This is a genomic window from Amycolatopsis sp. cg13, assembly GCF_041346965.1.
Taxonomy (GTDB): Bacteria; Actinomycetota; Actinomycetes; order Mycobacteriales; family Pseudonocardiaceae; genus Amycolatopsis.
Window position 1 is genome coordinate 7182821 of the sequence record NZ_CP166848.1, and the last position, 25486, is coordinate 7208306.

The following is a 25486-nucleotide window of genomic DNA, read 5'->3' on the forward strand; positions in this document are numbered from 1 at the left end:
TTGCTCAAGCCGAGTGACCACTGCCCTCCGGAGGCAATGCCCGTCCGCTGATTACCGCATCACCGCACCGCCTTCACCAAGGCAGGCACGAAGACCGACGCGTCGACCGTGCCCCAGCCGCTCGCGATGTCGTAGCCCGGACCGGCCTTGAAGCCTTCGACGTCCCATTGGCTGTTGTCGCCCTTGGTGACGTCGACGATCCCGGCTGCGGCGCCCTTCGGACCCAGCTTCGAGTACAGCGCCGGGTTGATCTGGCCCAGCCGCCCGTGGTTGGCCTGCACCGCCAGCGCCAGCACGCCCGCGAACAACGGTGCCGACTGCGAGGTGCCCTGGACGCCTTCCATGCTGATGTCCGGGTACGACCGCATCGTGCTGCCGGTGATCTGCTTGACGCGGTTCTGCCAGGACGGCCGCGCGTACGCCTTCGACAGGCCCGCTCCCTCGCTGAACCCGTTGTCCGCCGCGTTGACCAGATCGTCGGGCTGGGTGCGGACGCCGTTCGCGTCCAGGTGCAGCTGGGTGCCGCCGAGCGTGGTGACGTTCGGGTCGCTGGCGGGCCAGCTCGCCACGCGGTACGGGTACCTGCCGGGTCCCTGCAGGTATGCCCCGGTCGGGCCGTCGTCGCCGGACGACGCCACCAGCGTGACGCCCGCCTTGCTCGCCCGCTCCAGCGCCGGGTCGAGGGTCTTGATCGACTCGAACGACGGGAAGTTCTCCTCGGTGGTGCCGAAGCTCATCGAGACCACGTCGGCGATGCGGTGCTCGGTCATGTAGTCGACAGCGTGCATCATTTCCGGCAGACCGGCGAAACCCTGCGTCTCGGCGACCGGGGTAGCGGCGACGATGATCTTCGCGCCCGGGGCCATGGCGTGCATCATCGTGACGTCGAGGTCGGTTTCCCCGCCCCACGACTGGCAGGCGGCGGTGTCCACCCCGGGGTCGGTGCACGCGGGCACCGCGCCGGAGGGCTGCAGCACCTCGACGTTCGCCGGCGGCAGGCCGTGCTGCCGCGAGTACTCGTCCAGGACCTGCTTGACCTTGTCGTCGCCGAACGACACCAGCGTGGCCACGGTGGACCCGGCGCCGGTGATGCCCTGGTTCCACAGCTTCGTGGCGTTGTACGCGCCGCTTTCCTTCGGCAGCTTGGCCATCGCCGCGTTGAGCCGCGCCACTCGCTCGGACACGGTGGTCGCGCCGACGAACGACTGCGCGGCGGCCGAGAAGTGGTGTCGGGACGGCTGCGGCGGGGCCGGCGCGGCACTGGCCGGTGCCGCCACCACGGTGGCGGCGAGCGCCACGCCCGCCAGCAGGGTCATCGGCCGCCCGAATCCCCGGACGGCTGATTTCACCCGGAACGTCATGCTTTTCTCCCATCGACACAGGCCAGTGCTCCCACTCTCGGGTACGCGGGCACGGGTGCGACATCAACTTTCGTCGGGCGTTTTCCTGAGCACGGCGGGGAAAACTGCCCGATGTCCGTAATGTGCCCACTCATCCAGAGGGCGTGCCGGGCGATCATCCGGACGCCTCCTCGGAACCGGCCTGATCTTCAGGACCGACGGAATCAGGCCGCGCCGCCGAGCTCGGCTGCCTCGACGACTCAGCACTTCCCGCGAGGCTGGGTTGCTCTGCCGAGCCGGTCTGCTCAGCCGGACGGCTGCCGCGCAGCAACCCCCGGACGGTGTCGATGGTGTCCGCCTCGCCGGGTTCCTTGTCCGGCCGATACCGCACCACCCGCGCGAACCGCAGCGCCAGCCCGCCCGGATACCGCGTGCTGACCTGAGCCCCGTCCAGCTCGATCTCGACCACCATCTCCGGCCGGACATGGACGGTCCACCGGTCGCGGTGCGACTCGATCTCCTGGAACCGCTCGGTCTGCCAGGCCAGCAGCTCGTCGGTGAGGCCCTTGAACGTCTTGCCCACCATGATCGGCGGTCCGCCGTCCGGATCGCGCGCGCCGAGGTGCAGGTTCGACAGCTTCCCGGTGCGCCGCCCGTGGCCCCATTCCGCCGCCAGCACCACCAGGTCGATGGTGTGCACCGGTTTCACCTTGAGCCACGCGCGCCCGCGCCGCCCGGCCGCGTAGATCGAATCGAGGTCCTTCACCATCACGCCCTCGTGCCCGGCGTCCATCGCCGCCTCGAGCACCGCGGCCGGTGATTCCGGCCGGACCGAGCCGGGGATCACGTGCTCGCCCGCCACCCGGCGCAGCGCCTCGTTGCGCTCGGACAGCGGCGCGTCGAGCAGATCGACCCCGTCCAGATGCAGGCAGTCGAAGAAGTACGGCCGCAGCAGCAACGCCCGCACCTGCTCGTCCCGCGTGCTGCCGAACCGGCTCATCGTTTCCTGGAACGGCCGCGGCCGCCCGTCGTCGGTGAGCGCGAGGGTTTCGCCGTCCAGCACCACCGATTCGCACGGCAGCGCTCGCACCAGCTCGACCAATTCGCCTACGCTGCCGGTGATTTCCCGCAGCGTGCGCGTGTACACGTGCACTTCCGCACCGTGCCGGTGCACCTGGATCCGCGCACCGTCCATTTTGTACTCGACGATCGCGTTCCCGTGCTCCGTCACGGCTTCTTCCAGCGATTCCGCCGGCGACGCGAGCATCGGCCGCACTGGACGGCCCAGCTCAAGCCCGAACTCCGCGAGCGCCGCCGCGCCCCCGGTCAACGCCACCTGTCCGGTGACCGGCAACCGTCCGGACAGCATGAAGGCCCGCCGCACCAGCTCGACCTCCACCTCGGCCGCCGCCGCGACCGCGTCGACCATCACGCCTTCCAGCGCGCCCTGGCGCAGCTCCCCGGTGACGAGCCGGACCACGAACTCCTGCTCCGCCCGGGTCAGCCGGGAGAACAACGCGGTGAGCACCTCTGCTCGTCGCTTGACCGACCCCGCGCCCGCCGCGGCCGCGACGTCCGTGAGCGCGACGTCGACCTCGGCCACCGAGACGGCAGCCTCGGCCGCGGGTTCGACGGCGAGGTCGGCGAGCGTGCGCCAGCCGGCTCCGAGCCGGTCCTGCGCCGTCTGCCCGGTGAGATACGCGATCACCGCGGGCAGTTCGCCGGGTTCGGCCGCGCGCAGCACAGCGGCCAGCACGGCGATCTTCGTTTTCCGTGACCGCGTGGCCGCCAGTTCGGCGGAGGCGGTGACGAGGTCGGTGAACAACACCCGGCCATCATCGCCCCCGCCACCGACAAAAACTCCCGCCCCAGCCTCGACCGGGTGAAAAACAGCTGGTCAGGCATCCGGACGAGTGCAGTACTGGTCCAGCAGGCCCTGTTTCGTCACACACGGCGTGTACCCTGCGTCCTGCAGTTCCGCCCGCGCCGTGCTGCTGCGCAGGTAGTCGATGAACTGCTTCAGCAGCGAGTCGTTCTCCGGCACGCCCTTGGTGTAGAAGTACTCCACCGTCCAGAAGCGATAGCCGGCGTCGATGCTGGTCACGTCGGGGTAGCGGTCGTCGAGTTTCGCCATCGCGACTTGCCCGCCAGCCGCGGCGATCTTTGCCGCCGGCACGTCCGCGTAGCCGATCGCACCAGGCGTATCGCCGACGGCGCGCAGCAGTTCGTCGGTCGTACCGCGTTCGCATCGCACCACTGCGGCGTGCGGGTCGCGGGTCGGCGTCCGGCAGTCGTCCGAGGACAGTCCCGGCTCGGCCGTACCCAGTATTTTCTCCTCGAAAGTCTTGCGCGTACCCGATTCCTGCCCGCGTCCGACGACCCGGATCGGAATCGACGGCCCCTCCCGCAGTTGCGACCAGTTCGTGTACTTTCCGCTGAAGATGCCGCGCACCTGCTCGCCGCTCAGGTGGTCGACGCCGACGGATTTGTTCACTACCAGGCCGTACACGAGCACGGCGACAGGCTGCGTGACCAGATCCGGCCCAGCATCGGCAGCCTTGCCGTCGGACAACACCGCCAAACTGTCCTTTTGCTCTGCTGGCAACGGCCCCAGCTCGCGCACCGCGGATACGCTCCCGACCGCCTGCGTCAGGATCGTCGCACCGGGACACAGCCGCTGGTACTCGTCCGCGACGCTGTTCATGATCCGCGCGAACGCACTGGATCCGTGCACCGCAAGGGATCCCTTGCCGCAGCCTGGTTCGGACCCGCGCGACACGGCGACGAGGAGCATGCTCAGCAACGCCCCGGTCAGCAGCACTCCGATCGCTCCCGTGACGACCGGCCACGACAGCCAGCGCTGTTTGCGCTCGTCCTTGATCCGGCCGCCGCTGAGCCGTCCGGTGACGTCCAGTTCCTTGGACATCGGCCCGCCTCGCCAGTCGTCCGGCTCGCGCAGCACGACGACGAGTTTGAACTTTTCGCGCCGCTTCAGCGAAAGCTGTTCGAGGCGGACGCCGTGCCACTGCGGAGCTGGTGCGGGCGGGGCGTCGTTTTGCCGCAGCAGAGCGGAAATTCGCTGCGGCAGCAATGCTCGCACGCCGGACAGTCGCGCGGTTCCCGGATCAGGCGTAGGCTGATCATGAGTAAAGAATTCAAGTCCGTTCCGGACCACTTCACGTAACCCGTCCTTGGCGTCGGACACGCGCGCGTCCCAGACCACCCTCCGCCCGAAGGTGAACTGCAGCGGGTGTTCCCAGTCGTCCGGGCCGATGTCGAAGCTGCCGGTGTTGCGGATGCGGATCACGACGACGCTGAGCGGTTCCAGCAGTTGCACGGTGCGCACGAGCTCCGGATCCGCTTGCACCGCACCGTTGTCCGAGTCGCTGAGCGTAACTGGATTGAGGCCGATTTTGGAGTTGTAGAGTTCCCGGTAGATGACGCGCCTGCGGCGGATGACGTAGCGGTCGATGATCGGCGCGAGGATGGTCGCGCCCGCGACGACGGCGATCGGCACGAGGCCGCGGCTGGACGTGAGCACGTCGGCGAGTGTGCGCACTATTTCCCCGAAGCTCACGGTGATTCCCCCTGCCCCCGCTTCCGAGACTGTCCACCCTAAGCGTCAGTCGCGGGACCCCTCCCCGGTGCACCAGGAGTTCACCGGCGGTTCAACCGGCCGACGCGATCCGCTCCACGGCGGCGCGGAGCCGGTCCGGCGGGAGCGCGGCGTACCCGAGCACGAGACCCGGATATCCCGCCGCGGTATGGGAATAAGTCGACAAGGCGGGGGCGTGCACGCCTGCTGAGGCGAGCTTTTCCTGCAGGCGTACGTCATCGGTGCCGTCCGGGAGGCGGACGACCAGGTGCAGTCCGGCGGCGATCCCGACCGGCTGCCACTGCGGGAGGTGCTGGGTTATGGCTTCGATAAGCGCGTCACGACGAGCGCGGTACAAGCGTCGGGTGCGGCGCAGATGCCGGTCGTAGCCACCGGTGGCGATCAGATGCGCGAGCGCGGCTTGCGGGAGCGGCGGGCAACCGAGGTCGTGCATTTCCTTGACCCGGGCCACGGCGTCGCGCAGCCGTCGCGGCGGAATGAGCCAGCCGATCCGCAATGCTGGCGCGAGCACTTTGCTGACGCTGCCGATGTAGGCGACGTGATCCGGTGCCAGCGCGCGCATCGCGCCCAGCGCGGGACGGTCGTAGCGATGCTCGGCGTCGTAGTCGTCTTCCAGGATGAGCCCGCCGGTTTCCGCCGCCCAGGACAGCAGTTGCCGACGGCGATCCGGATGCAGCGCGACGCCGAGCGGGAACTGGTGCGCGGCGGTCACCAGCACGACGGAACAGTCTGAAGTGGACAGTGCGTCGACGTTGATGCCTTTGTCGTCGACCGGGATGCCGATTGGCCGAAGCCCGTGGTCGCGCAGGAGGTTCGCTTGGCCGTGGTGGCTCGGGTCTTCGACCGCGATGCGCTGGTCCGGCAAGGCATCGGCCAGCAGTGACAGCGCTTCCGCGGCCCCGCTGGTGATCACGATGTCGTCCGGGTTCGTCGGCAACGCCCGGACGCGGCCGAGGTAGGCGGCGAGTTCCGCGCGCAACGCCGGATGGCCGGTCGGATCGGGGTAGCCGAGGCCGAGGTCGGGTGTCGCGTTCAAGGCTTCTCGTTCGGCGGCAAGCCATTCGGCCCGCGGGAACGCCGACAAAGCAGGCAGCCCAGGGCGGAGGTCGAACTCCCAGGTCGGCGATTTCGTCGCACTGACGCGAGGATTCGGCGCGGGATCGTCGATCGGCGCAACCCGAGTGCCGGAGCCGTGCTTGCTCAGCAGGTAGCCCTCGGCGGTGAGTTGCTCGTAGAGCGCGGTGATGGTGCCGCGCGCGACCCCGAGCTGGCGCGCGAGATCGCGGCTCGACGGCAGCCGGGTGCCGACGGCCAGCCGTCCAGTGCGGATCGCGTCGCGCAACGCGGCCTCGACGGCGCGGCCCCGGCGTCCTCCGGCGGCGGCGGGCAGCAGCAGCTCGCGGATCGTTTCCACGGCCACGACAGTACGGCTAAGTGGTCCAGTTATGCCAGTGTCGAGTGGTCCTTCTGAATAGACCACTCGCGGCTGAAGACTGAGCTGCGTGAAACGGTCGATGGTGCTTTCAGGGGTGGCCGGCGCGGTGCTGGTCGGCGGATCGGTGCCGGTCACCGGCATGCTGGACGGATATCCGGTGATCACCGGGCAGGCGCTGCGGTACGCGCTCGGCGGCCTTTTGCTGCTGGGCTGGGCGAAGGTCACGCGCAGCCCGCTGCCGCGGCCGAAACTCGGCGATCTGCCGACGCTGCTCGGCCTCGCCGCCACCGGGATGATCGGGTTTCAGGCCTGTCTGCTGCTGGCCCAGCGCTTCGCGGAACCCAGTGCGGTGGCGGCGTTTCTCGGAGCCAGCCCGCTCGTGCTCGCGCTGATCGCGCCGATGCTGGACGGTCGCCGTCCGTCCGCCGCTCCCGTCGTCGGATCGGTGCTGGCTGGGCTCGGCATCGTGGTCCTGTCCGGTGGCGGATCCGCTTCCGCGCCAGGGTTGTTGCTGGCTGCGCTGGCAATGTTGTGCGAAGCGTCGTTCACCCTGCTCGCGGTCGGATTGCTGCGCCGACTCGGACCGTTGGCGACCTCGACGTGGAGCTGTTTCACTGCTGCCGCAGCCGGTTCCGTGGTCGGGACGGTGGTCGATCCGGCTGGAGCCTGGCGGTGGCCGAACGCGCGCGAACTCGTCGCGTTGCTGTTGCTGGCCGTCTTGGTGACCGCGGTGGCTTTCGTGCTCTGGTACAGCTGCGTCGTGGGACTGGGTGCGGACCGGGCGGGCGTGCTGATCGGGCTGATGCCGGTGTCCGGACTGGCCGTCGCGGTGCTGATCGGCGCGCAACGGTTCGAGCTCAAGGATCTGGCTGGTGTCGCCCTGGTCGCCGCTGGAGTCGCATGTGGACTGTGGAAACGCGAAGCGGCTCGCCCGGAATTGTCCGAGCGAGCCGCTACAGTCGGCTGACTGCTACTTGCCGCCGCGCGCCATCCGCAGCACGTCGAGCGCCTCGTCGAGCTGCGCTTCGGTGAGCTTGCCGTCGCGGACGTACCCGCGCTCCAGCACGACCTCACGGATCGTCTTGAGCTCCTTGAGCGCCTGCTTCGCCACCGCGGCCGCTTCCTCGTAGCCGATGTACTTGTTGAGCGGCGTGACGATCGACGGCGAGCCCTCGGCGTACTGCCGCGCGCGCTCGGCGTTCGCGGTGACCCCGGCGAACACCTTGTCCGCCAGCAGCCGCGAGACGGCCGCGAGCAGCCGCGCCGATTCGAGCACGTTGCGCGCGATGACCGGCAGATTCACGTTGAGCTGGAAGTTGCCCGCCGCACCGGCGAACGCGACCGCCGCGTCGTTGCCGACGACCTGCGCGACGACCTGCAGCGTCGCCTCCGGAATGACCGGGTTGACCTTGCCCGGCATGATCGACGAACCCGGCTGGAGGTCCGGCAGCGCCAGCTCGGCCAGCCCGGTGCGCGGGCCGGAACCCAGCCAGCGCAGGTCGTTCGCGATCTTGTTCAGCGATACCGCGACCGTGCGCAGGTGCCCGGAGGTCTCGACCACGCTGTCCTGCGTCGCCTGCGCCTCGAAGTGGTTGCGTGCCTCGGTGAGCGGCAACCCGGTGATCTGCGCCAGCTCGGCCGACACCGCCGCGCCGAAGCCGTCCGGCGCGTTCAGGCCGGAGCCGACCGCGGTGCCGCCGATGGGCAGTTCGCCCAGCCGCGGCAGGCCGGACTGCAGCCGCTCGATGCCGAACCGGATCTGCGCGGCCCACGCGCCCGCTTCCTGGCCGAGCGTGATCGGCACGGCGTCCATCAGGTGCGTGCGGCCGGACTTGACGACGTCGTTCCACTCCTCGGCGCGCGCCTCGATCGCGCCGGCGAGGTGCTCCAGCGCCGGGACGACGTCGGTGAGGACAGCCTCGGTGGCGGCGACGTGGATCGTCGTCGGGAACGTGTCGTTCGAGGACTGCGACGCGTTGACGTGGTCGTTCGGGTGCACGTCGCGGCCGAGCGCGCGGGTGGCCAGCGTCGCGATGACCTCGTTCGCGTTCATGTTGGACGACGTGCCCGAACCGGTCTGGAAGACGTCGATCGGGAAGTGCTCGTCGTGCTTGCCCTCGGCGACCTCGTCGGCGGCCTTGGCGATCGCGTCGGCGACGTCGGCGTCCAGGACGCCAAGCCGCGCGTTCACGCGGGCGGCGGCGGCCTTCAACAGGCCCAGCGCGCGGATCTGGGCGCGCTCGAGACCGCGGCCGGAGATGGGGAAGTTCTCGACGGCACGCTGCGTCTGCGCGCGGTAGAGCGCGTCGACCGGGACGCGGACCTCACCCATCGTGTCGTGTTCGATCCGGTATTCCTGTTCAGCCATACCTTCGATTCTGGCCCCGATTCCGGTTTGCGGCCGGGTGTTGTCGCCCACCCCGGTACGCTCGGTTGTGTTCTCGATCACCGCCACCCACCACTGGCATGGAGCGAGCCTCATGGATTACGACCTCGTCGTCATCGGAGCCGGTCCCACCGGCCTCTTCGCCGCCTACTACGCGGGATTCCGCGGCCTTTCGATGGCCGTCGTCGATTCGCTGCCCGAGCCGGGCGGCCAGGTCACCGCGATGTATCCGGAGAAGATGATCTACGACGTAGGCGGGTTCGCCGCGGTCCGCGGCCGGGATCTCGTGCAGGGCCTGGTGGACCAGGCCGCACCGTGGAAGCCGGATTACCTGCTCGGCCGCAAGGCGGAGAAGCTGGAGAGCGTCGGGGACGGCTTGGAGCTGACCCTCGACGGCGGCGACGTACTGCGCGCGGGAGCGGTCCTGATCACCGCGGGCATCGGCGAGTTCACGCCGCGTCCGCTGCCCGCCGGAGACGGTTGGCTGGGCCGGGGGATGGTCCATTTTGTCCCGTCGCTCGCGGCTCATGAGGGGCAGCACGTCGTCGTGGTCGGCGGCGGGGATTCGGCATTCGACTGGTGTCTGGCGCTGCATCCGGTCGCGGCGAGCGTGACGCTCGTGCACCGCCGCGCGAAGTTCCGGGCCGCGGAATCGATCGTGCGGCAGGTGCGGGAGCTGGGCGTGCGGTTGGTGACCGATGCGGAGGTGTCCCGGTTTGTCGAAGCTCCGGACGGCTCTTTGACGGCGGTCGACGTGACTGTGAAGGGCGGCGCGGACGAACAGCTGCGCGCGGACGCGGTGGTTGCGGCGTTGGGGTTCACCGCGGATTTGGGGCCGATCGAGAGCTGGGGGTTGGAAATCGATCACCGCGCGATTTCGGTCGACTCGACGATGGCCACCGCGCGGCCGCGCGTTTACGCGGCTGGGGATGTGGCGGCGTATCCGGGGAAAGTGAAGCTGATCGCGACCGGATTCGGGGAGGCGGCCACGGCGGTGAACAATATCGCGGTGGCGTTGAATCCGGAGGCACATTTGTTCCCCGGGCATTCGAGCAACGTCGAGTGAATCAGCCGGTTTTCTCCGCCAGCCAAGGCTGATACGCCACCGCCGACGTAGCGATCGAAGGAGCCGATCCGCACGTCGACGAGCGGTTCCCCGGGCGACTGACCATCCCGGCCAGCACCCACCGGTCGCCGTCGCGAACCAGTTCCGGCCCACCGGAATCGCCGTAGCACGAGCCGGATCCGCCGGGGCTTTCCGTGCACAGTTCGGAGGTTCCGTCGAACGCCGCCGTGCATTTCGCGCCCGGCACCAGTTGCGTGTCGAGCTGGCGCAACGACTTCGAGACCGGCCCGCAATTCGGCGTCGCGCACGTCTGGCCCCAGCCGATTACCCGGACCGCCGTGCCCGGTGCGGCCGAACCGCCGATCGCGATCGGCGCGGCTTGCACCGGTGCGGTCAGCCGGATCAGGCCGACATCGCCGGTTTGCGTTTCGGCGTTGAAATGCGGGTGCAGCACGAATTCCGCCGCTTTCGGCGTTTCCCCGCCCGCGTCCGCGTCGTTGCTGCCGACGCGCAACCCGATCGTCGCCGGGTCCTTCGCGGACAGGCAGTGCGCCGCGGTGACCACCCACGTCGGCGTGATCAGCGAACCGCCGCAGAACAGCGCGCCGCCCGAGGTGTGCAGGGACACCGCGAACGGGTACGGCTGGTCCGCGTCGGTTCCGCCGACAATAGCGGGCCCCGCCGAAGCGCTGCCCGCGCTGAGCACGACTCCGGCGAGGACGGTCAGCGCCAGCGCGAACAGCCGTTTCGACACCGGGAACTCCTTGGCAGATCAGGGAAGCGGAGGCACCGCGCGCTCGTCCTCGTCGAGGTCGAGGTTGCCGTCGAAGTTGACGGACGAGTACGCCCGCAGCTTCTCGAGCCGGTGGTAGCCGTCGATCATTCTGACCGTCCCGGACTTGGACCGCATGACGATCGACTGCGTCGTCGCGCCGCCAGCCCGGTAGTGGACGCCGCGCAGCAGGTCGCCGTCGGTGACGCCGGTCGCGCAGAAGAACACGTTGTCGCCGGTGACCAGGTCGTCGTTGAGCAGGATCCGGTCAAGGTCGTGGCCCGCGGCGAGCGCCTTTTCGCGCTCGGCGTCGTCCTTCGGCCACAGCCGGCCCTGCAGTTCGCCGCCGAGGCACTTCATCGCGCACGCGGCGATGATGCCCTCGGGCGTGCCGCCGATGCCGAGCAGCATGTCGACCCCGGTGGTCGGCCGGGCAGCGGCGATCGCGCCCGCGACGTCGCCGTCGGAGATGAACCGGATCCGGGCTCCCGCCTCACGGACCTCTTTGACCAGCTGTTCGTGCCGCGGCCGGTCGAGGATGCAGACCGTCACGTCGCTGACGCTGGAGTTCTTCGCCTTCGCCACGCGCCGGATGTTCTCCGCGACCGGGGCGGAGATGTCCACCTTGCCCGCCGCGTCCGGGCCGACGGCCAGCTTCTCCATGTAAAACACCGCGGACGGGTCGAACATCGCGCCGCGCTCGGCGACCGCGAGCACGGCCAGCGCGTTCGGCATGCCCTTCGCCATGAGCGTGGTGCCGTCGACCGGGTCGACCGCGACGTCGCAGTCCGGGCCGTCGCCGTTGCCGACCTCTTCGCCGTTGAACAGCATCGGCGCTTCGTCCTTCTCGCCCTCGCCGATGACGACGACGCCGCGCATCGAGACGGTGGAGACGAGCTGGCGCATCGCGTCGACGGCAGCCCCGTCGCCGCCGATCTTGTCGCCTCGGCCGACCCAGCGGCCGGCCGCCATCGCGGCTGCCTCGGTCACCCGCACCAGTTCCATGGCGAGGTTGCGATCAGGCGCTTCGCGTCGGCTGCGGTCACTGGCGGTGGTCATGGTGGCCTCCCGGAACACGGTTCGTCAGCGGGTGCCCAGTCTGTCAGATCCGTAGACCACCTGACCGATTCAGCCACGCATGGTGCACGTCACTCTGTGTCGTCGTCGGTCTCCACCGAGGCCAGCGCGGCCTCGATCCGCTCGCGGGCGCCTTCCAGATGCCGTTCGCACACCTTGGCGAGCTGCTCGCCCTTCTCCCAGAGCTCAAGCGACTGCTCCAGGGAAAGCCCGCCGGCCTCCAGCTCCTTCACGACCTCGACAAGCTGATCGCGGGCCTGCTCGTAACCGAGTCCGGCGGTGTCTGCTTCGCTCACGTTCTCCGACCTTGTGGTGCACGGGGCTGTTGGCGCACACTACCGCGTCCGGCCGGGGTCCCGGGGACGCTCGATCGGGCCCGTTGCGGGCAAGCGACCACCGCGCTCGCCATCGCGTGGTCGTACCCGACGAAAGCCAGCGCGAACTCCTGCCCGTCACCGTCCGCGATGGCGTCCTCGAGGTTCTCCTGCGCGCTCGCCACTCGTCGCCGGTGCCCGGTTCCTTCGGCGAACCACCACCGGACGCCGACGTGCTCCGACGTCGCCTCGGACAACCGCCTCAGCTGCGGGGCCAGCCCGCGTCGAGCCGCGGTGCCGCAGCCGGCGAGCAGGGCCGTCCAGCATTCGTCGGCGGCGCGGTCGGTGACCAGGGCCTGCCGCAGCAGGAGACCGGCGTTGAGCCGGGCGGCGGCGTCCACCGTGAGCGGGAGGAACGCCGGGGCCCGGTGCATCACGGCCGGTCTCCTTCCGGTACGGGTGTCGTCGGCTCGACGGATTCGGCCACGGCGCGGACCGCCCCGTCGGCGACCCGTACGCGCAGCTGCGCTCCGTCCTCGATTTGGGAGACGGAGCGGAGCACGTGGAGGTTGCCTGCGGAATCAGTGAACTGGACGACGGCGTATCCGCGCGCCATCGTGGCCGCCGGGCCGAGCGCGGCCAGTTTGCCCCGCGCGTTCGCGACCTCGGCCTGGTCCTTGGCGAGCAGGCCGAGCATCGCGCGCCGGCCGCGTTCGCGGTGCATCTCGACGTCGCTGAGGCGGCGCTCGATCGGACCCAGCGGATCGGCCAGCGACGGACGGCTGCGCAGCTGGGTCAGCAGCCGCGTCTCCCGGTCGACCCAGCCGTGCAGCGCGCGCCGGCCGCGGTCGCGCATCTGCCGCACTCGCGCGGTTTCCTCGCGGACGTCCGGCACGATGCGCTTGCTCGCGTCGGTCGGGGTGGAACAGCGCAGGTCGGCGACGTGGTCGAGCAGGGGAGTGTCCGGCTCGTGCCCGATGGCGCTGACAATCGGCGTGCCCGCGGCCGCGACCGCCCGGCATAGTGCTTCGTCGGAGAACGGCAGCAGATCCTCGACGCTGCCGCCGCCGCGGGCGATGACGATCACGTCGACGTCCGGGTCCTTGTCCAAAATAGACAGTGCGCGAAGGATCTGCGGCACGGCCTGCGTACCCTGCACGGCGGTGTTCAGCACCTTGAACAACACGTGCGGCCAGCGTGCCTGCGCGTTCGCCAGCACGTCCCGCTCGGCCGCTGACGCGCGTCCGGTGATCAGCCCGATTCCCTTGGGCAGAAAGGGAATCGGCCGCTTCCGCTCGCGGGCGAACATGCCTTCGGCGGCCAGCAGCTTGCGCAGCCGCTCGATCCGCGCGAGCAGTTCGCCGATGCCGACCGCGCGGATCTGGTCCGCGCGCAGGCTCAGCGTGCCGCGGCCGAAGAAGAACGACGGCTTCGCGTGGATGACCACCCGGTCGCCTTCGCGCAGCGGCGTCGGCAGTTCGCGCACCAGCCACATCGGACAGGTGACGGACATCGAGACGTCCGCGGACGGGTCGCGCAGGGTCAGGAACGCGGTCTGCGTGCCGGGCCGCGCGTTCATCTGCGTGACCTGGCCTTCGACCCAGACGTCGCCGAGCCGGTGGACCCAGTCGCCGATCTTGCGCGCGACGGTGCGGACCGGCCAGGGGTTCTCCGCGCTGGTGGCGGGGTCGTTGCTCACTGGCCTTCCGCGGGGTCGTCCGGCTGTTCCTCGGCCTTGCGGGCGTTGCCGATCCGCCGCGCGAGCATGCCGACGAACGACGCGCGGTCGGCGTTGGCCTTCTCGTACTCCAGCAGTTCTTCCAGCTGCGGCACGGTCAGCCGGCGCAGCCGGGCGCGCAGCTGCGGCAGCGTCAGCTCGTCGTAATTGCCAAGGCCGGCCGGGCCGGAGCTGTCGTTCTCGCCTTCGGAATGCTCCTCGGCGAGCGCGCGGGTCTCCTCGACCCACGGGTCGTCGATGCCTTCCGCGGCGAGGTCCGGCGGCTGCGCGCGGTGGCCGTTGGTGCGTGGCTCGGGCAGGTCGCGCGGCTCGGGCAGGTCGTCGACCGGCACGAGCGTAGGCCGGGACGGAGTGAATTCGGGCACGGCGTCCTCGTCGAACGTCGCCCAGCTGGGCGTGTCCTCGACGGGGCGCAGCATCGACAGTGCGTCGTCGCCCTTGATGGCCAGCTCGGTGACCTGCTGCTGGACGCGCATGGACAGCTGCAGTACCTGGCTCACGACGGTGACCGGCAGGCCGGTGAGCTGCTTCGGGAGCTCACGAACCCGCTCGGCGGTGGTGACGGCGAGGCCCGCGGCGACCCGGAGGGGGAGCGGGAGTGGCTTCATGGGTCCAGCGTGCCGTATCAGGGCCGGTCTGCCCAACCGAACGGGTGGCCAGGGGCGCCGGACGTGACGCCCGGCACAGCCTGAATGGCCGCCGCCATCATCCGAACGAGGACTTCGATCCCGGATCGGCACTGCCCGTACCCTGGAGGCATGACTTCTGCGAGTCCCGGAACCGAACCCGCCGGTACCCCGACGATCTCCCGGTCCGGCGCCGCCAAACGCGTGCTGCTCGCGAAGCCGCGCGGGTATTGCGCCGGCGTTGACCGCGCGGTCGTCGCCGTCGAGAAGGCGCTCGAGCTGTACGGGCCGCCGGTGTACGTGCGCAAGGAAATCGTGCACAACCGGCACGTCGTCGAGACCCTGCGCGAGCGAGGCGTGATTTTCGTCGAGGAGACCTCTGAGGTGCCCGAGGGCGCGCTCGTGGTGTTCTCCGCGCACGGCGTCTCGCCCGCGGTGCACGCCGAGGCCGAAGAGCGCAACCTGCGCACCATCGACGCGACCTGCCCGCTGGTCACCAAGGTGCACAAAGAGGTCAACCGGTTCGCCAAGGACGACTACGACATCCTCCTCATCGGCCACGAGGGCCACGAGGAGGTCGAGGGCACGGCTGGTGAGGCGCCGGACAAGGTGCAGCTGGTCGACAAGCCCGAGGACGTCGACAAGGTCGACGTGCGCGATCCGTCGAAGGTGATCTGGCTGTCTCAGACCACGCTGTCGGTGGACGAGACGATGGAACGCGTCGACCAGTTGCGCGACCGCTTCCCGACTTTGGCCGACCCGCCCAGCGACGACATCTGCTACGCCACCACCAACCGCCAGGTCGCGGTCAAGGCGATGGCTCCCGAGTGCGACCTGGTGCTGGTCGTCGGCTCGAAGAACTCGTCGAACTCGAAGCGGCTGGTGGAGGTCGCGCTGAAGGCCGGAGCGTCGGCTTCGCACCTGATCGACTTCGCCTCAGAGGTCGACGAGTCGTGGCTGGAGGGCGTCGCGACGGTCGGCGTCACGTCGGGGGCCTCGGTGCCGGACGTGCTGGTGATGGACCTGCTGAAGTGGCTGGCCGAGCGCGGGTACGGACAGGTCGACGAGGTGACGACGGCCAACGAGAAGATCGCGTTCGCGTTGCCCAAGGAGCTTCGGAAGGCTGTTAAGTCGGAATCCTGACGCGTAAGTCGGAATCCTGACGCGCGTTGGGCTCGCTACTTGTCTCTCGTCGGGTCTGCCTCGACGGAGAGCTTGGTGCGGTGAGGAAGCCTGGCCGCTGTGCCGAGGGCCCTGAGAAGTCCAGTCGCGAGCGGGGCCGTGCGGAAGTCCAGCCGCTGTGCCGAGTGTGGCCGTGCGGAAGCCCAGTCGCTCTGGCCGAGAAGCTGTGCGGAAGCCCGGCTGCTGCGGCGAGAAGCCGTCAGGACCCGCGCAGCTGTCGACCTCAGGCTAGGGATTTCCTTGCACTACAACGAAAAGGCCGCCGATCCCGGTTAAGGGATCGGCGGCCTTTGTCGTTTGCCTGTGTCCGGCCGCTGACCGCGACCGTGCCTGGCGCGAGGATTCCGCGCTGGCTCAGCCCTCGTCGTCCCAAGGACGCTGGCGGCGTGGCGGTTCCCGGCGAGGCGGACGCGGACGCCCGGGCGGCGGTTCGTCCCCGCGCGGCCGACGACGCGGCGGCGGTGCGTCGCCTCGGGGATCCCGACGGCGCGGATCCCCTTCCGGCGGCCGGGGACGACGACCCTCTGGCGGCGGCTTGCGGCCACCGCGCGGAGCGTTCGGGTCCATCGGCTCGCGCCGGGGACGGGCTCCCGGGTCGGCCGGCGGACGCGGACGTCGCGGCGGCGGAGCGTCGAGATCCCGCGGCGGACGGCGACGGTTGCCGGGAGGCGGCGTCTGCCCGGTGCGCCCGGCCGGCGGCCGCGAGCGCGGACGGTTCGCGGCTTTGTCGTCGTCCTCGTCCCGGGTGCGCGGCAGCTTGCCGTCCTTGATCTTGACGGGCGCGTCCGGGTCGCGTTCGCGGTAGATCCGGAAGAAGCCGAACAGCAACGTGACGCCGGTCGTGACCGCCATCGTCGGGAAGCCCTTGATCAGCGGCTGCCCGATGTTGAGGAGCTTCGACAGGGTGTCGCTGGCCTCCGAACCCCCGCCGGTCAGCAGCACCACGCCCGGCACGGTGACGGCGAGCACCAGCGGCGGCTGCACCATCGGACCGAACAGCCCGCGTCTTTGCACCGCGCCGACCGCGATCACGGCCCCGAGGAAGTAGCCCGCCTTGAAAACAAAACCGAGGCTGCCGGTGGACTTCTCGTCGATGATGGCGCCGAGCACTGCCAAGCCGAAGCCCACGAGCACAGCCGCCCACCAGGGCAGGCCGCGCCTCGTGCCGACGACGAGACGCTCGTCCCACGGCACGGGGGCGTCATCGGCATCGGGATCGCTCTGGCGATCGCGTATCGCGGTCACGAGGCACACCGTAGCCCGTACTTGTCACGATCTTGTTGGCACTGCCGAGGACAGCACGAAGCAGCCACTCGACCGCATGACGTTTCGTTCGGTCGAGCGGTACTCGCGGTACGGCCTGCCCGCCCCGCTCCGCCGGACGGGGAACCAGTGGACCAGACCTCTGACCAGCGGTGATACCGACGGTATGGTCTGACTGCCCGATTCCCGGCCCTGCGCTGGCCCCAGGCTATGCCACCGGCCGACCCCGGCAACGGCGGCACCGCCGGTCCTGTTCCGGAACATTCGCCGTTCTGGAACTTGACCGGGAATTGACGTTCCCGCGAACCGCCTGAGCCTCCGGATCCTGCCCGCGCGACGTCGCAACCCTGCCCTTTCGCTCGTCGCGACGGCAGCGTCCAACCTGGACTTCGCCGTTCGTTCTGGGCAATCCGGACTCCGGTATCCGTCCGTCCGACGTGCCTCGCAGCACCCGCCTGGGAGCCACAAGCCGTCGACAGCGGCGGACCACGACGACGCGAACTGGCCCATCGCCTCGGCCGCCGACGAGTGACCGCAGACTGCCCGCTCGCCGGGACAGCGCTCGGCTTGGACGCCTGCGCGATGCGTCACCGCTCACGGCAGCGCTCGAGCCGAGTGGGATCAGGACGCCCGGGCGGTTCCCTTGCCGGGTTCACTCCGCCAGGCCACTCACCGGATCGCGCTGCCCAAGCTCGTTCGGCAGGAACGCCTCTGCCTAAGGTCGAGCAGTCGGACTGTGTCTGCCTAGGAGCGGGCTGCCAGACGGTGTCTCCCGAGCGTTGAGCCGTCGGGAACGTGCCGCCACGCTTGCGCCTGCCAAGCCACGCTGTCAGCCGCGTTGTCAGCCGCGCGGCGCGAGAGCATGCCGCCGAACGTCCGATCGCGAATGTCGAGCCCGCGGCCATCGCGCCGCGACCTCAACCAGCTGCCACCTCGTCTCCCTTCCGAAGCTGCGGCACGGGTGCTGGACTGCCCGACGCGTCGGTGAGCGGCGCGACCGTCGCGCGGAACGACTCCAGTGCCTCGAGTTCCCGGCGACGGGCCGAAACAAAGCGCTGAAGGTGCGTTGTGGACAGATTCAGCGCTTCGACCGCATTGCCCGCTGCCCGGTGCGCGGCGGCGGCGCCCGCGCGCACTTGCTCGACGTCCTCGACGAGCGCCCGGTCGCTGGCGGCGAACAGCGCCGCCGACGCGAGCACCCCGAATCCCGTGGGACCGCACAGGAATACGCGACGGTCGATCAGCCAGCGCAGCAATTCGGGATCGGTGTCGAGGGCGGCGACCACGGCCGCGTCGGACGGGACGAACATGACGGTGCCGTAGATCGCGTCCGCCCAGCGCTGGTAGCCCTTGCCCGCCAGCTCCGCCGCGCGGGAGCGCAGCTGCCGGACGTGGACGCGCAACGCGTCGAGCCGTTCTTCCGGGTCGTCGGTCTCGACCGCCTCCGCCCAGATGGCCATGCTCGCCTTCGCGTCGACTGGTACCGCTCGGCCGCCGCCGACGTTCAGCACCAGGTCGGGCTTCGCGCTTCCGCCGCCGCCCAGATCGGTCTGCAGGGTGAAGTGCAGTCCCTCCCGCAGTCCGAGAGCGCGCGCGGTTTCCACGAGCACCTGTTCGCCGAGTTCGCCGCGGCCGTGGATCGACGCGAACGCCACCTCGTACCGGCGCAGCGCGAGTTGCTGCTGGTCGCCTTTCGCGCGCTCTGCTGCCACGAGCCGCGCGGCCGCGTCGGCCCGGCGCATTCCGTCGTTGTACAGCCGCCAAAGCACGACGACCGCGACGCACAGGAGCAGCGCGAGCACGATGGCCGCGGTGGTGATCACCGTCTCCACCCGGTCCTCCTCTCCGTCGGGTCCGTCGGGTGTCCGGACGCGAGACATCATGGCGGACCCCACCGACAAAAACCGGCACCCATGGTCGCGCTGTGTAGCTGACCTGCGACTTTGCAGATTCGGTGCTGGGCGTGTCCCCAGTGGACCTGATCGGCTTCGTACACACGTTCGAGTGGGGCAACGGCGTGCCTACGGGATTTCGTCGGGGTCTGCTCCTAACGTGGTCGCCGTGAGAGTCCTCCATACCTCTGATTGGCACATCGGCCGCACGTTCCACGGCGCCGATCTGCTTACCGAACAGGAGGCCGCCCTCACGCGCATCGCCGAACTCGTCGACCGCGAGTCGGTCGACGTCGTGGTGGTGGCCGGTGACATCTACGACCGAGCGGTGCCGTCCGCCGAAGCTGTCCGCGTCGCCACGGCCGCGATGACCCGCATCCGGCGGGCCGGCGCGGAACTTGTGATCACGCCGGGCAACCACGATTCGGCCGCGCGGCTCGGCGCGTTCGCCGAATTCGCGGCGGCGGGCGGGCTGCACGTCCGCGCGACCGTCGAAGGCATAGCGGAACCCGTTGTGCTGCATGACGAACACGGCGCGGTCGCGTTCTACGGCATTCCGTATCTCGAACCCGAGCCGTCGCGGCACGCGCTGGGCGTGCCGGAGGCGCGCGGCCACACCGGCGTGCTCGGCGAGGCGATGCGGCGGGTGCGCCACGACCTGGCCAGTCGTCCGGGAACGCGATCCGTGGTGCTGGCACACGCTTTCGTCACCGGCGGCGAGGCCAGCGAATCGGAACGCACCATCGCGGTCGGCGGAGTCGAGCAGGTTCCCGGCTCGGTGTTCGACGGCGTGGACTATGTCGCGCTCGGCCACTTGCACGGCCCGCAGACGCTCGCGGAACACCTCCGGTACTCCGGAAGTCCGCTGGCGTACTCGTTTTCCGAAGCGCGGCAACGGAAATCGGTGTGGTTCGTGGATCTCGACGCGAACGGCCTGGCCGAGGTCCGCCGGCACGAGCTGCCGGTGCCGCGTCCGCTCGCGACCCTCTCCGGCGAACTCGCCGCTTTGCTGGAGGACCCGGAACACGAGCAATGGCGCGAGCATTTCCTCTCGGTCACCGTCACTGACCGAGTCCGCCCGATCGATGCGATGCGGTTGCTGCAGGACCGCTTTCCCTATGCGGTGCACATGGATTGGCGGCCAGACGGCGGGGCCGCCGGTGCCGAACTGAAGTACGCCGAGGCGGTACGCGGGCGCAGTGACATCGAGATCGCGCGCAGTTTCCTCGACGACTGTCGCGGTGCTCCACCGACCGAACGCGAGGAACGGCTGGTGTACCTGGCGCTCGAAGCAGCGAACCGGACGGCGGTGGAGAAGCTGTGAGACTGCATCTGCTGGAGGTGGAAGCCTTCGGCCCCTACGCGGGTCGAGAGGTGGTGGACTTCGACGCCCTCGGCGCCGACGGCCTGTTCCTTCTCCACGGCGACACCGGCGCGGGCAAGACCACGCTGCTCGACGCGATCGCGTTCGCGTTGTTCGGTGTGGTTCCAGGCGCGCGCGGCGACGTCAAGCGGTTGCGGTGCGATCTCGCCGAACCCGATCGGCAGACCGAGGTCGTGCTGGAGCTGACCGTGCAGGGTCAGCGGCTGCGGATCGTGCGCGGTCCGGAGTACCAGCGGCCGAAGAAGCGCGGCGACGGATTCACCACGCAGCAGGCCCGGGTTTCGCTCACCTGGGTCGGTGAACCGCCTGCCGGGCTGCCTCCGGACGGAAGCATCCGCATCGACGAGGTGGCGCGCACCGTCGAGCGGTTGCTGGGCATGACGGCGGCGCAGTTCTTCCAGGTTGTGCTGCTGCCGCAAGGAGAATTCGCGAAGTTCCTCCGCAGCGACACCACGGAGCGCGAGAAGCTGCTGGAACGGCTTTTCGGAACTGAGCGGTTCTCCGACGTCGAACGCTGGTTCGCGGACCTTCGCGCGGAACGCGGCCGTGCGCTGGAAAAGCGGCAGCAGGAGGTTCGTGAGCTGCTCGCCCGCTACGCGCAGGAAGCGCAGCAGGAACCGCCGGAGGAGGGGCAGCCGGAGTGGGTCGACGCTGTCTTGACCGAGGTCGCCGCCCAGGCCGAGGCGGCGGAAACTGAGGCCGCGCAAGCACGTTCGGCGGCGAAGACCGCTGAGGTCGCGCTTCGCGAAGCGGAAGAAGACGCGGACAAGATCCGCCGTGTCCGCACCGCGCACACCCGGCTGACGCAGATCGCCGAGCAGGCGACTGAACGTGCTGAGTGGATCGAAGAAATCGCTGCGGCTCGGCGCGCTGCCGCGGTGGTGCCCGAGGCCGAGTTGATGGACCGGCGCACGGCCGAACTCGGTGATGCGCAAGTGCTGGTGGCAGACCGGATCCGAGACCTTGCCGACCTCGGCTTCGATGCGGTCGGGCTCGCTGTCGCCGACCTTCGCGAGCGTGCGGGCTCCGTTCGCGAGGAGGCGGGCGCTCTTGCCGAGTTGGCCGCGGAGGCGACCCAGCAGAAGAGCGACGAGCAACGCCGTGCGGAGCGGCAGAAAGTCGCGGAAAAAGCCGCCGAGCAGGTTGCCGGGCTTGCGGAACGGCTGGACAAGCTGCCCGGTCTCATCGCCGCTGCGCGTACCGAAGCGACCGTGGCCGGAGAAGCGGCGGCGAAGCTGGACGGTGCCAAATCCCGCGTCGACGAGCTGACGGCGCTCACCCGTGCGGCCGAGGAGTTGCCGCCTGCTGAAGCCAGGGTCGAGCGTGGCGAAGCGAAGCTGCGCGAGGTGGTCGACGAGCATCAGGCGGCTCGGCAACGTCGGCTCGACCTCCGCGAACGGCGTCTCGACGGCATGGCAGCCGAGTTGGCTGCTGGCCTGGCCGATGGAACGGCGTGTCCGGTGTGCGGGTCGGCCGAGCATCCGGCACCAGCGAACCATGACGCGCCGTTGGTCGACGCGGCCGAAGAACGCGCTGCCGAAGAAGCCGAACAGAAGGCGTCGGCGTTGCGTCAGCGAGTGGTGTCCGCGTTGGAAGAGGCCAAGGCGCGAGTCGTCGCATTGCGGGAACGGTTGGACGGACGCACCGCGGAGGAGATCGCGACCGCGCTGGCCGAAGCCCGCACGGTCGTCGCGGAGCTCTCCGGAAAGGCGCAGCGCAAAGACCAGCTGAACAGGAAGGTCGCCGAGCTGGAGCGCGGAGCCGAGCAACTCGCGGAACAGCGTCGCCTCGCCGAGCAGACGGTCACCGAGGCGAACAGTGAGATCCGGGCCTTGGCCGAGCGGATGGCCGAGCGCGAACAGCGGCTGATCGCGGGCAGGGGAGAATTCCCGGACGTCCCCGCCCGACGACAGCACCTGCTCACGTTCGCCGGAGCGCTCGACCTGGCGGCGGAGGCGCACACCGCGGTGTCCGGAGCGGAGTCCCGGCTCGCGGAGCAGCGGGATCTGGTCGAGATCTCATTGCATGCCAAGGGGTTCTCTACCCTTGAGGAAATGCGCGCCGCCGTCCGCAGTGACGAGCAGGTCACGAAGCTCGAACAGGGTCTCGCCGAGGCGGACGCGATGGCCGCCGGTGCGCGGGAGATGCTCGCGCAACCGGAACTGTTCGGGATCTCGCCGGATGATGCGGTCGAGGTCGCGCCGCTGGCTGAGCGGGCGAAGGAAACGCGGGCGCGTGCGGACACCGCTTTTGCCGCGCAGCAAGCGGTTTCGGCACAACACCGCGAACTGGTGAAGCTGGCCGGACGGCTCGGCACGGCGCTGTCGGAGCTGCGGCCGCTGGAAGAGGAACAGGCCGAACTTCGGGCGCTGTCCGAAGTGGTCAACGGTCGAGGGCAGAACGCGCGGAAGATGTCGTTGCGTTCGTATGTCCTTGCTGCCCGGCTGGAAGAGGTCGCGCTCGCGGCGACCGCGCGACTGCGGACTATGAGCCAGGGGCGCTACTCCTTCGTGCACTCGGACGCAGCCGGTGCCCGCGGCACGAGGGGCGGCCTCGGCCTCGACGTGCTGGACGACTACTCCGGCGCGGTGCGCCCAGCGAAAACGCTGTCGGGCGGCGAGTCTTTCCTCGCGTCGCTCTCGCTGGCGTTGGGCCTCGCCGACGTGGTGGCAGGCGAAACCGGTGGTGCGCTGCTCGACACCCTCTTCGTGGACGAGGGTTTCGGCACCCTGGACGCCGAAACGCTGGACGTGGTGATGAACATCCTCGACGAACTCCGCGCCGGCGGCCGCGTGGTGGGCCTGGTGTCGCACGTCGAGGAACTCCGCCAGCGCATCCCCACGCGGCTGCGAGTGCGGAAGTCCCGCACCGGCTCGAGAGTGGAGCTGCAGATGGCTTGATGAAGCCCAGAGCGACGGCCGAGTCGCTGCCGGAGGCCTTGACCTGAAGCGGGCGAGGCGTTGGGCTGGCAGGGCGCAGAAGACCGACGTGGACCGTGGGGTGGAGCCTGGCAGCGGTGGATGCGGCGGGATGGTTGCGAGGCGGCATGTCGACTCGTGGCGAGCTGCGGCCAGCCGGTGCGGGTAAGTGCGTCGCTGGGGCTGGCCGCTGCGGTGGCGGGCCGACCATTGTTGGCGGCGCCGGAGCAGCCGTCACGCGGCTACCCCGGCCTGGCTCAGCTCGGCTCGGTCTGGCTCAGCCCGGCTCGGCTCGGTCTGGCTCAGCTCGGCTCGGTCTGGCTCAGCCCGGCTCGGCTCGGTCTGGCCCGGCTTGTCCCGGCTCGGCTTGGCCTGGCTCGGCCCGGCTTGGCTTGGCCTGGCTCAGCCCGGCTCGGCTCGGTCTGGCCCGGCCTAGCTCAGACGGGCCAACCCGGTTGCGTCCGGCCAACCCGCGCAGCCAACCCGCCAACTCAGCCGAGCTGTCAGGCGGACTCTTCGTGGTGCAGAAGCCACCGCTTGGCGTCCACGCCCCAGCGGAAGTTGCCGATCGCTCCGCCGGTCCGCACCACCCGGTGGCAAGGCACGAACAGGGCCGCTGCGTTGCGGGCGCAAGCGGTCGCTGCCGCGCGGACTGCGGACGGGTTGCCCGAGAGGGTGGCGTACTCCGCGTAGCTCACCGGGCTGCCTGCCGGGACTTTGCGCAGCATCTCCCACGCGTGCTCGCGGAACGGGCCTGAGCGCTGCCGTACCTCGATGTCGGCGACGGCGTCGACATCACCGCCGTGGTAGCGGCGGATCGCGGTCGTCACGGGGCCGAGGTCGCGGCGTTCGGTCAGGGTCGTTGGGGCCAGGGACGGCGAGATGAGCGGCGTCAGTTCGGCGACGTCGCCGGTCCAGCCGGAGGCCAGTACGGCTCCGTCGCCTGCCACCACTGCGGTGAACGGGCCGATCTTGGTGTCCAAAGTGGACCAGAAGGCGGTGTGCACGGGAAAAGTCTCCTCAAGCGGTTCGGGAACTGAGATACCGGCTGGCGTACGAACTCCACGGCTGCCAGCCGCGTGCGGACGTCGTCAGGTCGATGCCCAGCTCGGCCGCGCTGCGGCGGACGGCTGGATCAGCGGTCAACAGGACGTCGGGAGCGCCCAGCAGACGCATCACGACGTAATCGGCGGTGGCGGGATCGACGCCGGCCGTGAGCATTTCGGTGCGCAGTTCGTCGGCGTCGCGGCCTACGTGGAGGTCCAGGTCACCGGCGACGATCGCCGCGGCGACCTGTTTGACCAGCGGTTTCACGTCGGCTGCGGCGATGGCGGACGGGGTCGGGAAGAGGGTCGTCAGGGTGTCCATGGGCGGGTCGGCGGGCGGGACTGGCTCGCCAAGCCGGACGACGTCGGCCACGTCGTCGCCGAGCAGGGCGCGGAGCAGGACCTCCGGACCGTCGACGGCGCCTGGCACGCGGATGCCCGGGGTAGCTGCGACCAGCGGGGCCAAGGCCTCGTCGGCGGACAGCACGCGGGTGACGGCTTCTGGGTCTGCATCCAGGTCCAACAGCCGCCGCACTCGGCTGACGGCGCTGCTCAGGTCGCGGAGGTCCGAGAGCGCCAGGTCGCACTGCACGTAGCCGGCGCGCGGGCTGACCCACACCGACGCCGGGCCGTGTGGCAGGCGCAAGGTGCGGCCGTAGCCGTCGTCCGAGACGGCTTCGATGCCTGGCAACGCCCGTGAAGCGTGGTAGTTCAGCACGCCCGCCGCGTCGAACGGGGCGCGGAACGGCAGGCGAAGGCTGAGCCGCGTCGCGCCGCTGGGTTCGTTGCGGTTCCCGCGGCGAAGCGAGGCTGCTCGGAGCTGAGACGGCGTTGTCGCGAACACTTCGCGGATCGTTTCGTTGAACTGCCGGATGCTGGAGAACCCGGCCGCGAACGCGACGTCGGTGAGCGGCAGCTGCGACATCTCGATCAGCAACCGTGCCGAGTGGGCGCGGTGTGCTCGGGCGAGGCGGATCGGGCCTGCGCCGAGTTCAGCCGTCAACACTCGGCCGAGTTGGCGTTCCGAGTAGCCGAGCTGACGGGCCAACCCGGGCACGCCCTCGCGCTCGACCAGGCCGTCCGAGATCAACCGCATCGCGCGGGCGGCCAGGTCGGCGCGCACGTTCCAATCCGGCGAACCCGGGACTGCGTCCGGGAGGCAGCGGCGGCACGCACGGAAACCACCGGCCTGCGCGGCTGCCGACGTCGGGTAGAAGCGGACGTTCTGCGCCTTCGGCGTGAGCGCCGGGCAGGACGGACGGCAGTAGATGCCCGTGGTGCGCACCGCCATGATGAACTGGCCATCGAACCGCTGGTCGCGGGCGGTCACCGCGCGGTAGCAGCGCTCGGTGTCGCGCCAGATCGGGATGGTCGAGGTAGCCATGCCTTCGATGATGCCAGCAGGTGAGAGCCCTGACTGGCGGAAAACCG

Annotated in this window: 20 protein-coding genes; 5 read left to right on the plus strand and 15 right to left on the minus strand. The window is 69.9% G+C overall.

The window, feature by feature from the left end; all coding sequences use genetic code 11:
* Positions 1-59 precede the first annotated feature (59 nt).
* The 4 genes from AB5I40_RS33785 to AB5I40_RS33800 all read right to left on the minus strand — a co-directional run bounded on the left by AB5I40_RS33785 (position 60) and on the right by AB5I40_RS33800 (position 6370).
* Complete coding sequence (locus AB5I40_RS33785) at positions 60-1361, minus strand: S8 family serine peptidase (RefSeq protein ID WP_370934244.1); 1302 nt, start codon at positions 1359-1361, stop codon at positions 60-62.
* 154 nt (positions 1362-1515) lie between these two features.
* The gene (locus AB5I40_RS33790; protein WP_370934245.1) at positions 1516-3168 is read right to left on the minus strand and encodes an ATP-dependent DNA ligase; all 1653 of its coding nucleotides are present in this window, start codon (positions 3166-3168) and stop codon (positions 1516-1518) included.
* Positions 3169-3237: 69 nt separating this feature from the next.
* Entirely contained in the window at positions 3238-4917 is a 1680-nt protein-coding gene (locus AB5I40_RS33795) for a PstS family phosphate ABC transporter substrate-binding protein (protein WP_370934246.1), read from the minus strand.
* Positions 4918-5008: 91 nt separating this feature from the next.
* Complete coding sequence (locus tag AB5I40_RS33800; RefSeq protein ID WP_370934247.1) at positions 5009-6370, minus strand: PLP-dependent aminotransferase family protein; 1362 nt, start codon at positions 6368-6370, stop codon at positions 5009-5011.
* An 88-nt stretch (positions 6371-6458) separates the two neighbouring features.
* Here AB5I40_RS33800 and AB5I40_RS33805 point away from each other — a divergent pair, with 88 nt between their 5' ends.
* Positions 6459-7358: a DMT family transporter gene (locus AB5I40_RS33805; RefSeq protein WP_370934248.1), complete on the plus strand. Its 900-nt coding sequence runs from the start codon at positions 6459-6461 to the stop codon at positions 7356-7358.
* Between the two features lie 3 nt (positions 7359-7361).
* On the opposite strand, the gene AB5I40_RS33810 is transcribed toward AB5I40_RS33805, so the two are convergent.
* Complete coding sequence (locus tag AB5I40_RS33810) at positions 7362-8759, minus strand: class II fumarate hydratase (RefSeq protein WP_370934249.1); 1398 nt, start codon at positions 8757-8759, stop codon at positions 7362-7364.
* 112 nt (positions 8760-8871) lie between these two features.
* Between AB5I40_RS33810 and AB5I40_RS33815 the strand changes: the two genes are divergently transcribed.
* Positions 8872-9843 (plus strand): NAD(P)/FAD-dependent oxidoreductase, encoded by a 972-nt coding sequence (locus AB5I40_RS33815; protein WP_370934250.1) that lies wholly within the window; start codon positions 8872-8874, stop codon positions 9841-9843.
* Between the two features lies 1 nt (position 9844).
* Here AB5I40_RS33815 and AB5I40_RS33820 read toward each other — a convergent pair whose 3' ends face one another.
* The 6 genes from AB5I40_RS33820 to AB5I40_RS33845 form a co-directional block, all read right to left on the minus strand.
* Positions 9845-10597 (minus strand): trypsin-like serine protease, encoded by a 753-nt coding sequence (locus AB5I40_RS33820; protein ID WP_370934251.1) that lies wholly within the window; start codon positions 10595-10597, stop codon positions 9845-9847.
* Positions 10598-10615: 18 nt separating this feature from the next.
* Entirely contained in the window at positions 10616-11674 is a 1059-nt protein-coding gene (gene glpX / locus AB5I40_RS33825) for a class II fructose-bisphosphatase (RefSeq protein ID WP_043828132.1), read from the minus strand.
* Positions 11675-11763: 89 nt separating this feature from the next.
* A complete protein-coding gene (locus AB5I40_RS33830; RefSeq protein ID WP_020664931.1) occupies positions 11764-11988 on the minus strand; it encodes an exodeoxyribonuclease VII small subunit in 225 nt (74 codons plus the stop codon).
* A complete protein-coding gene (locus AB5I40_RS33835) occupies positions 11985-12440 on the minus strand; it encodes a hypothetical protein (RefSeq protein ID WP_370940671.1) in 456 nt (151 codons plus the stop codon). Before AB5I40_RS33835 ends, AB5I40_RS33830 begins: the two co-directional genes overlap by 4 nt.
* Positions 12440-13705 carry an exodeoxyribonuclease VII large subunit gene (gene xseA, locus AB5I40_RS33840; protein WP_370934252.1) on the minus strand — a complete coding sequence of 422 codons (1266 nt, stop codon included), beginning with the start codon at positions 13703-13705 and terminating at the stop codon, positions 12440-12442. Before xseA ends, AB5I40_RS33835 begins: the two co-directional genes overlap by 1 nt.
* On the minus strand, positions 13702-14352 hold the full coding sequence (locus tag AB5I40_RS33845; protein WP_370934253.1) for a lipid droplet-associated protein: 651 nt from the start codon (positions 14350-14352) through the stop codon (positions 13702-13704). The genes xseA and AB5I40_RS33845 overlap by 4 nt, the downstream gene beginning before the upstream one ends.
* Positions 14353-14502: 150 nt before the next feature.
* Between AB5I40_RS33845 and AB5I40_RS33850 the strand changes: the two genes are divergently transcribed.
* Positions 14503-15513, plus strand: a complete 1011-nt coding sequence (locus AB5I40_RS33850; RefSeq protein WP_354740122.1) for a 4-hydroxy-3-methylbut-2-enyl diphosphate reductase — start codon at positions 14503-14505, stop codon at positions 15511-15513.
* 393 nt (positions 15514-15906) lie between these two features.
* Here the strand turns inward: AB5I40_RS33850 and AB5I40_RS33855 are convergent, their stop codons facing one another.
* Both AB5I40_RS33855 and rmuC read right to left on the minus strand, forming a co-directional pair.
* Positions 15907-16797: a DUF6542 domain-containing protein gene (locus AB5I40_RS33855; protein WP_370934254.1), complete on the minus strand. Its 891-nt coding sequence runs from the start codon at positions 16795-16797 to the stop codon at positions 15907-15909.
* Positions 16798-17732: 935 nt separating this feature from the next.
* On the minus strand, positions 17733-18647 hold the full coding sequence (gene rmuC / locus AB5I40_RS33860; protein WP_344286210.1) for a DNA recombination protein RmuC: 915 nt from the start codon (positions 18645-18647) through the stop codon (positions 17733-17735).
* A 229-nt stretch (positions 18648-18876) separates the two neighbouring features.
* Here rmuC and AB5I40_RS33865 point away from each other — a divergent pair, with 229 nt between their 5' ends.
* Both AB5I40_RS33865 and AB5I40_RS33870 read left to right on the plus strand, forming a co-directional pair.
* Positions 18877-20031: an exonuclease SbcCD subunit D gene (locus AB5I40_RS33865; protein WP_370934255.1), complete on the plus strand. Its 1155-nt coding sequence runs from the start codon at positions 18877-18879 to the stop codon at positions 20029-20031.
* Complete coding sequence (locus AB5I40_RS33870; protein WP_370934256.1) at positions 20028-22991, plus strand: AAA family ATPase; 2964 nt, start codon at positions 20028-20030, stop codon at positions 22989-22991. The genes AB5I40_RS33865 and AB5I40_RS33870 overlap by 4 nt, the downstream gene beginning before the upstream one ends.
* 521 nt (positions 22992-23512) lie before the next feature.
* On the opposite strand, the gene AB5I40_RS33875 is transcribed toward AB5I40_RS33870, so the two are convergent.
* Positions 23513-24016 (minus strand): methylated-DNA--[protein]-cysteine S-methyltransferase, encoded by a 504-nt coding sequence (locus AB5I40_RS33875; RefSeq protein ID WP_370934257.1) that lies wholly within the window; start codon positions 24014-24016, stop codon positions 23513-23515.
* 13 nt (positions 24017-24029) lie between these two features.
* The gene (locus AB5I40_RS33880) at positions 24030-25439 is read right to left on the minus strand and encodes a DNA-3-methyladenine glycosylase 2 family protein (protein WP_370934258.1); all 1410 of its coding nucleotides are present in this window, start codon (positions 25437-25439) and stop codon (positions 24030-24032) included.
* Positions 25440-25486: the final 47 nt, after the last annotated feature.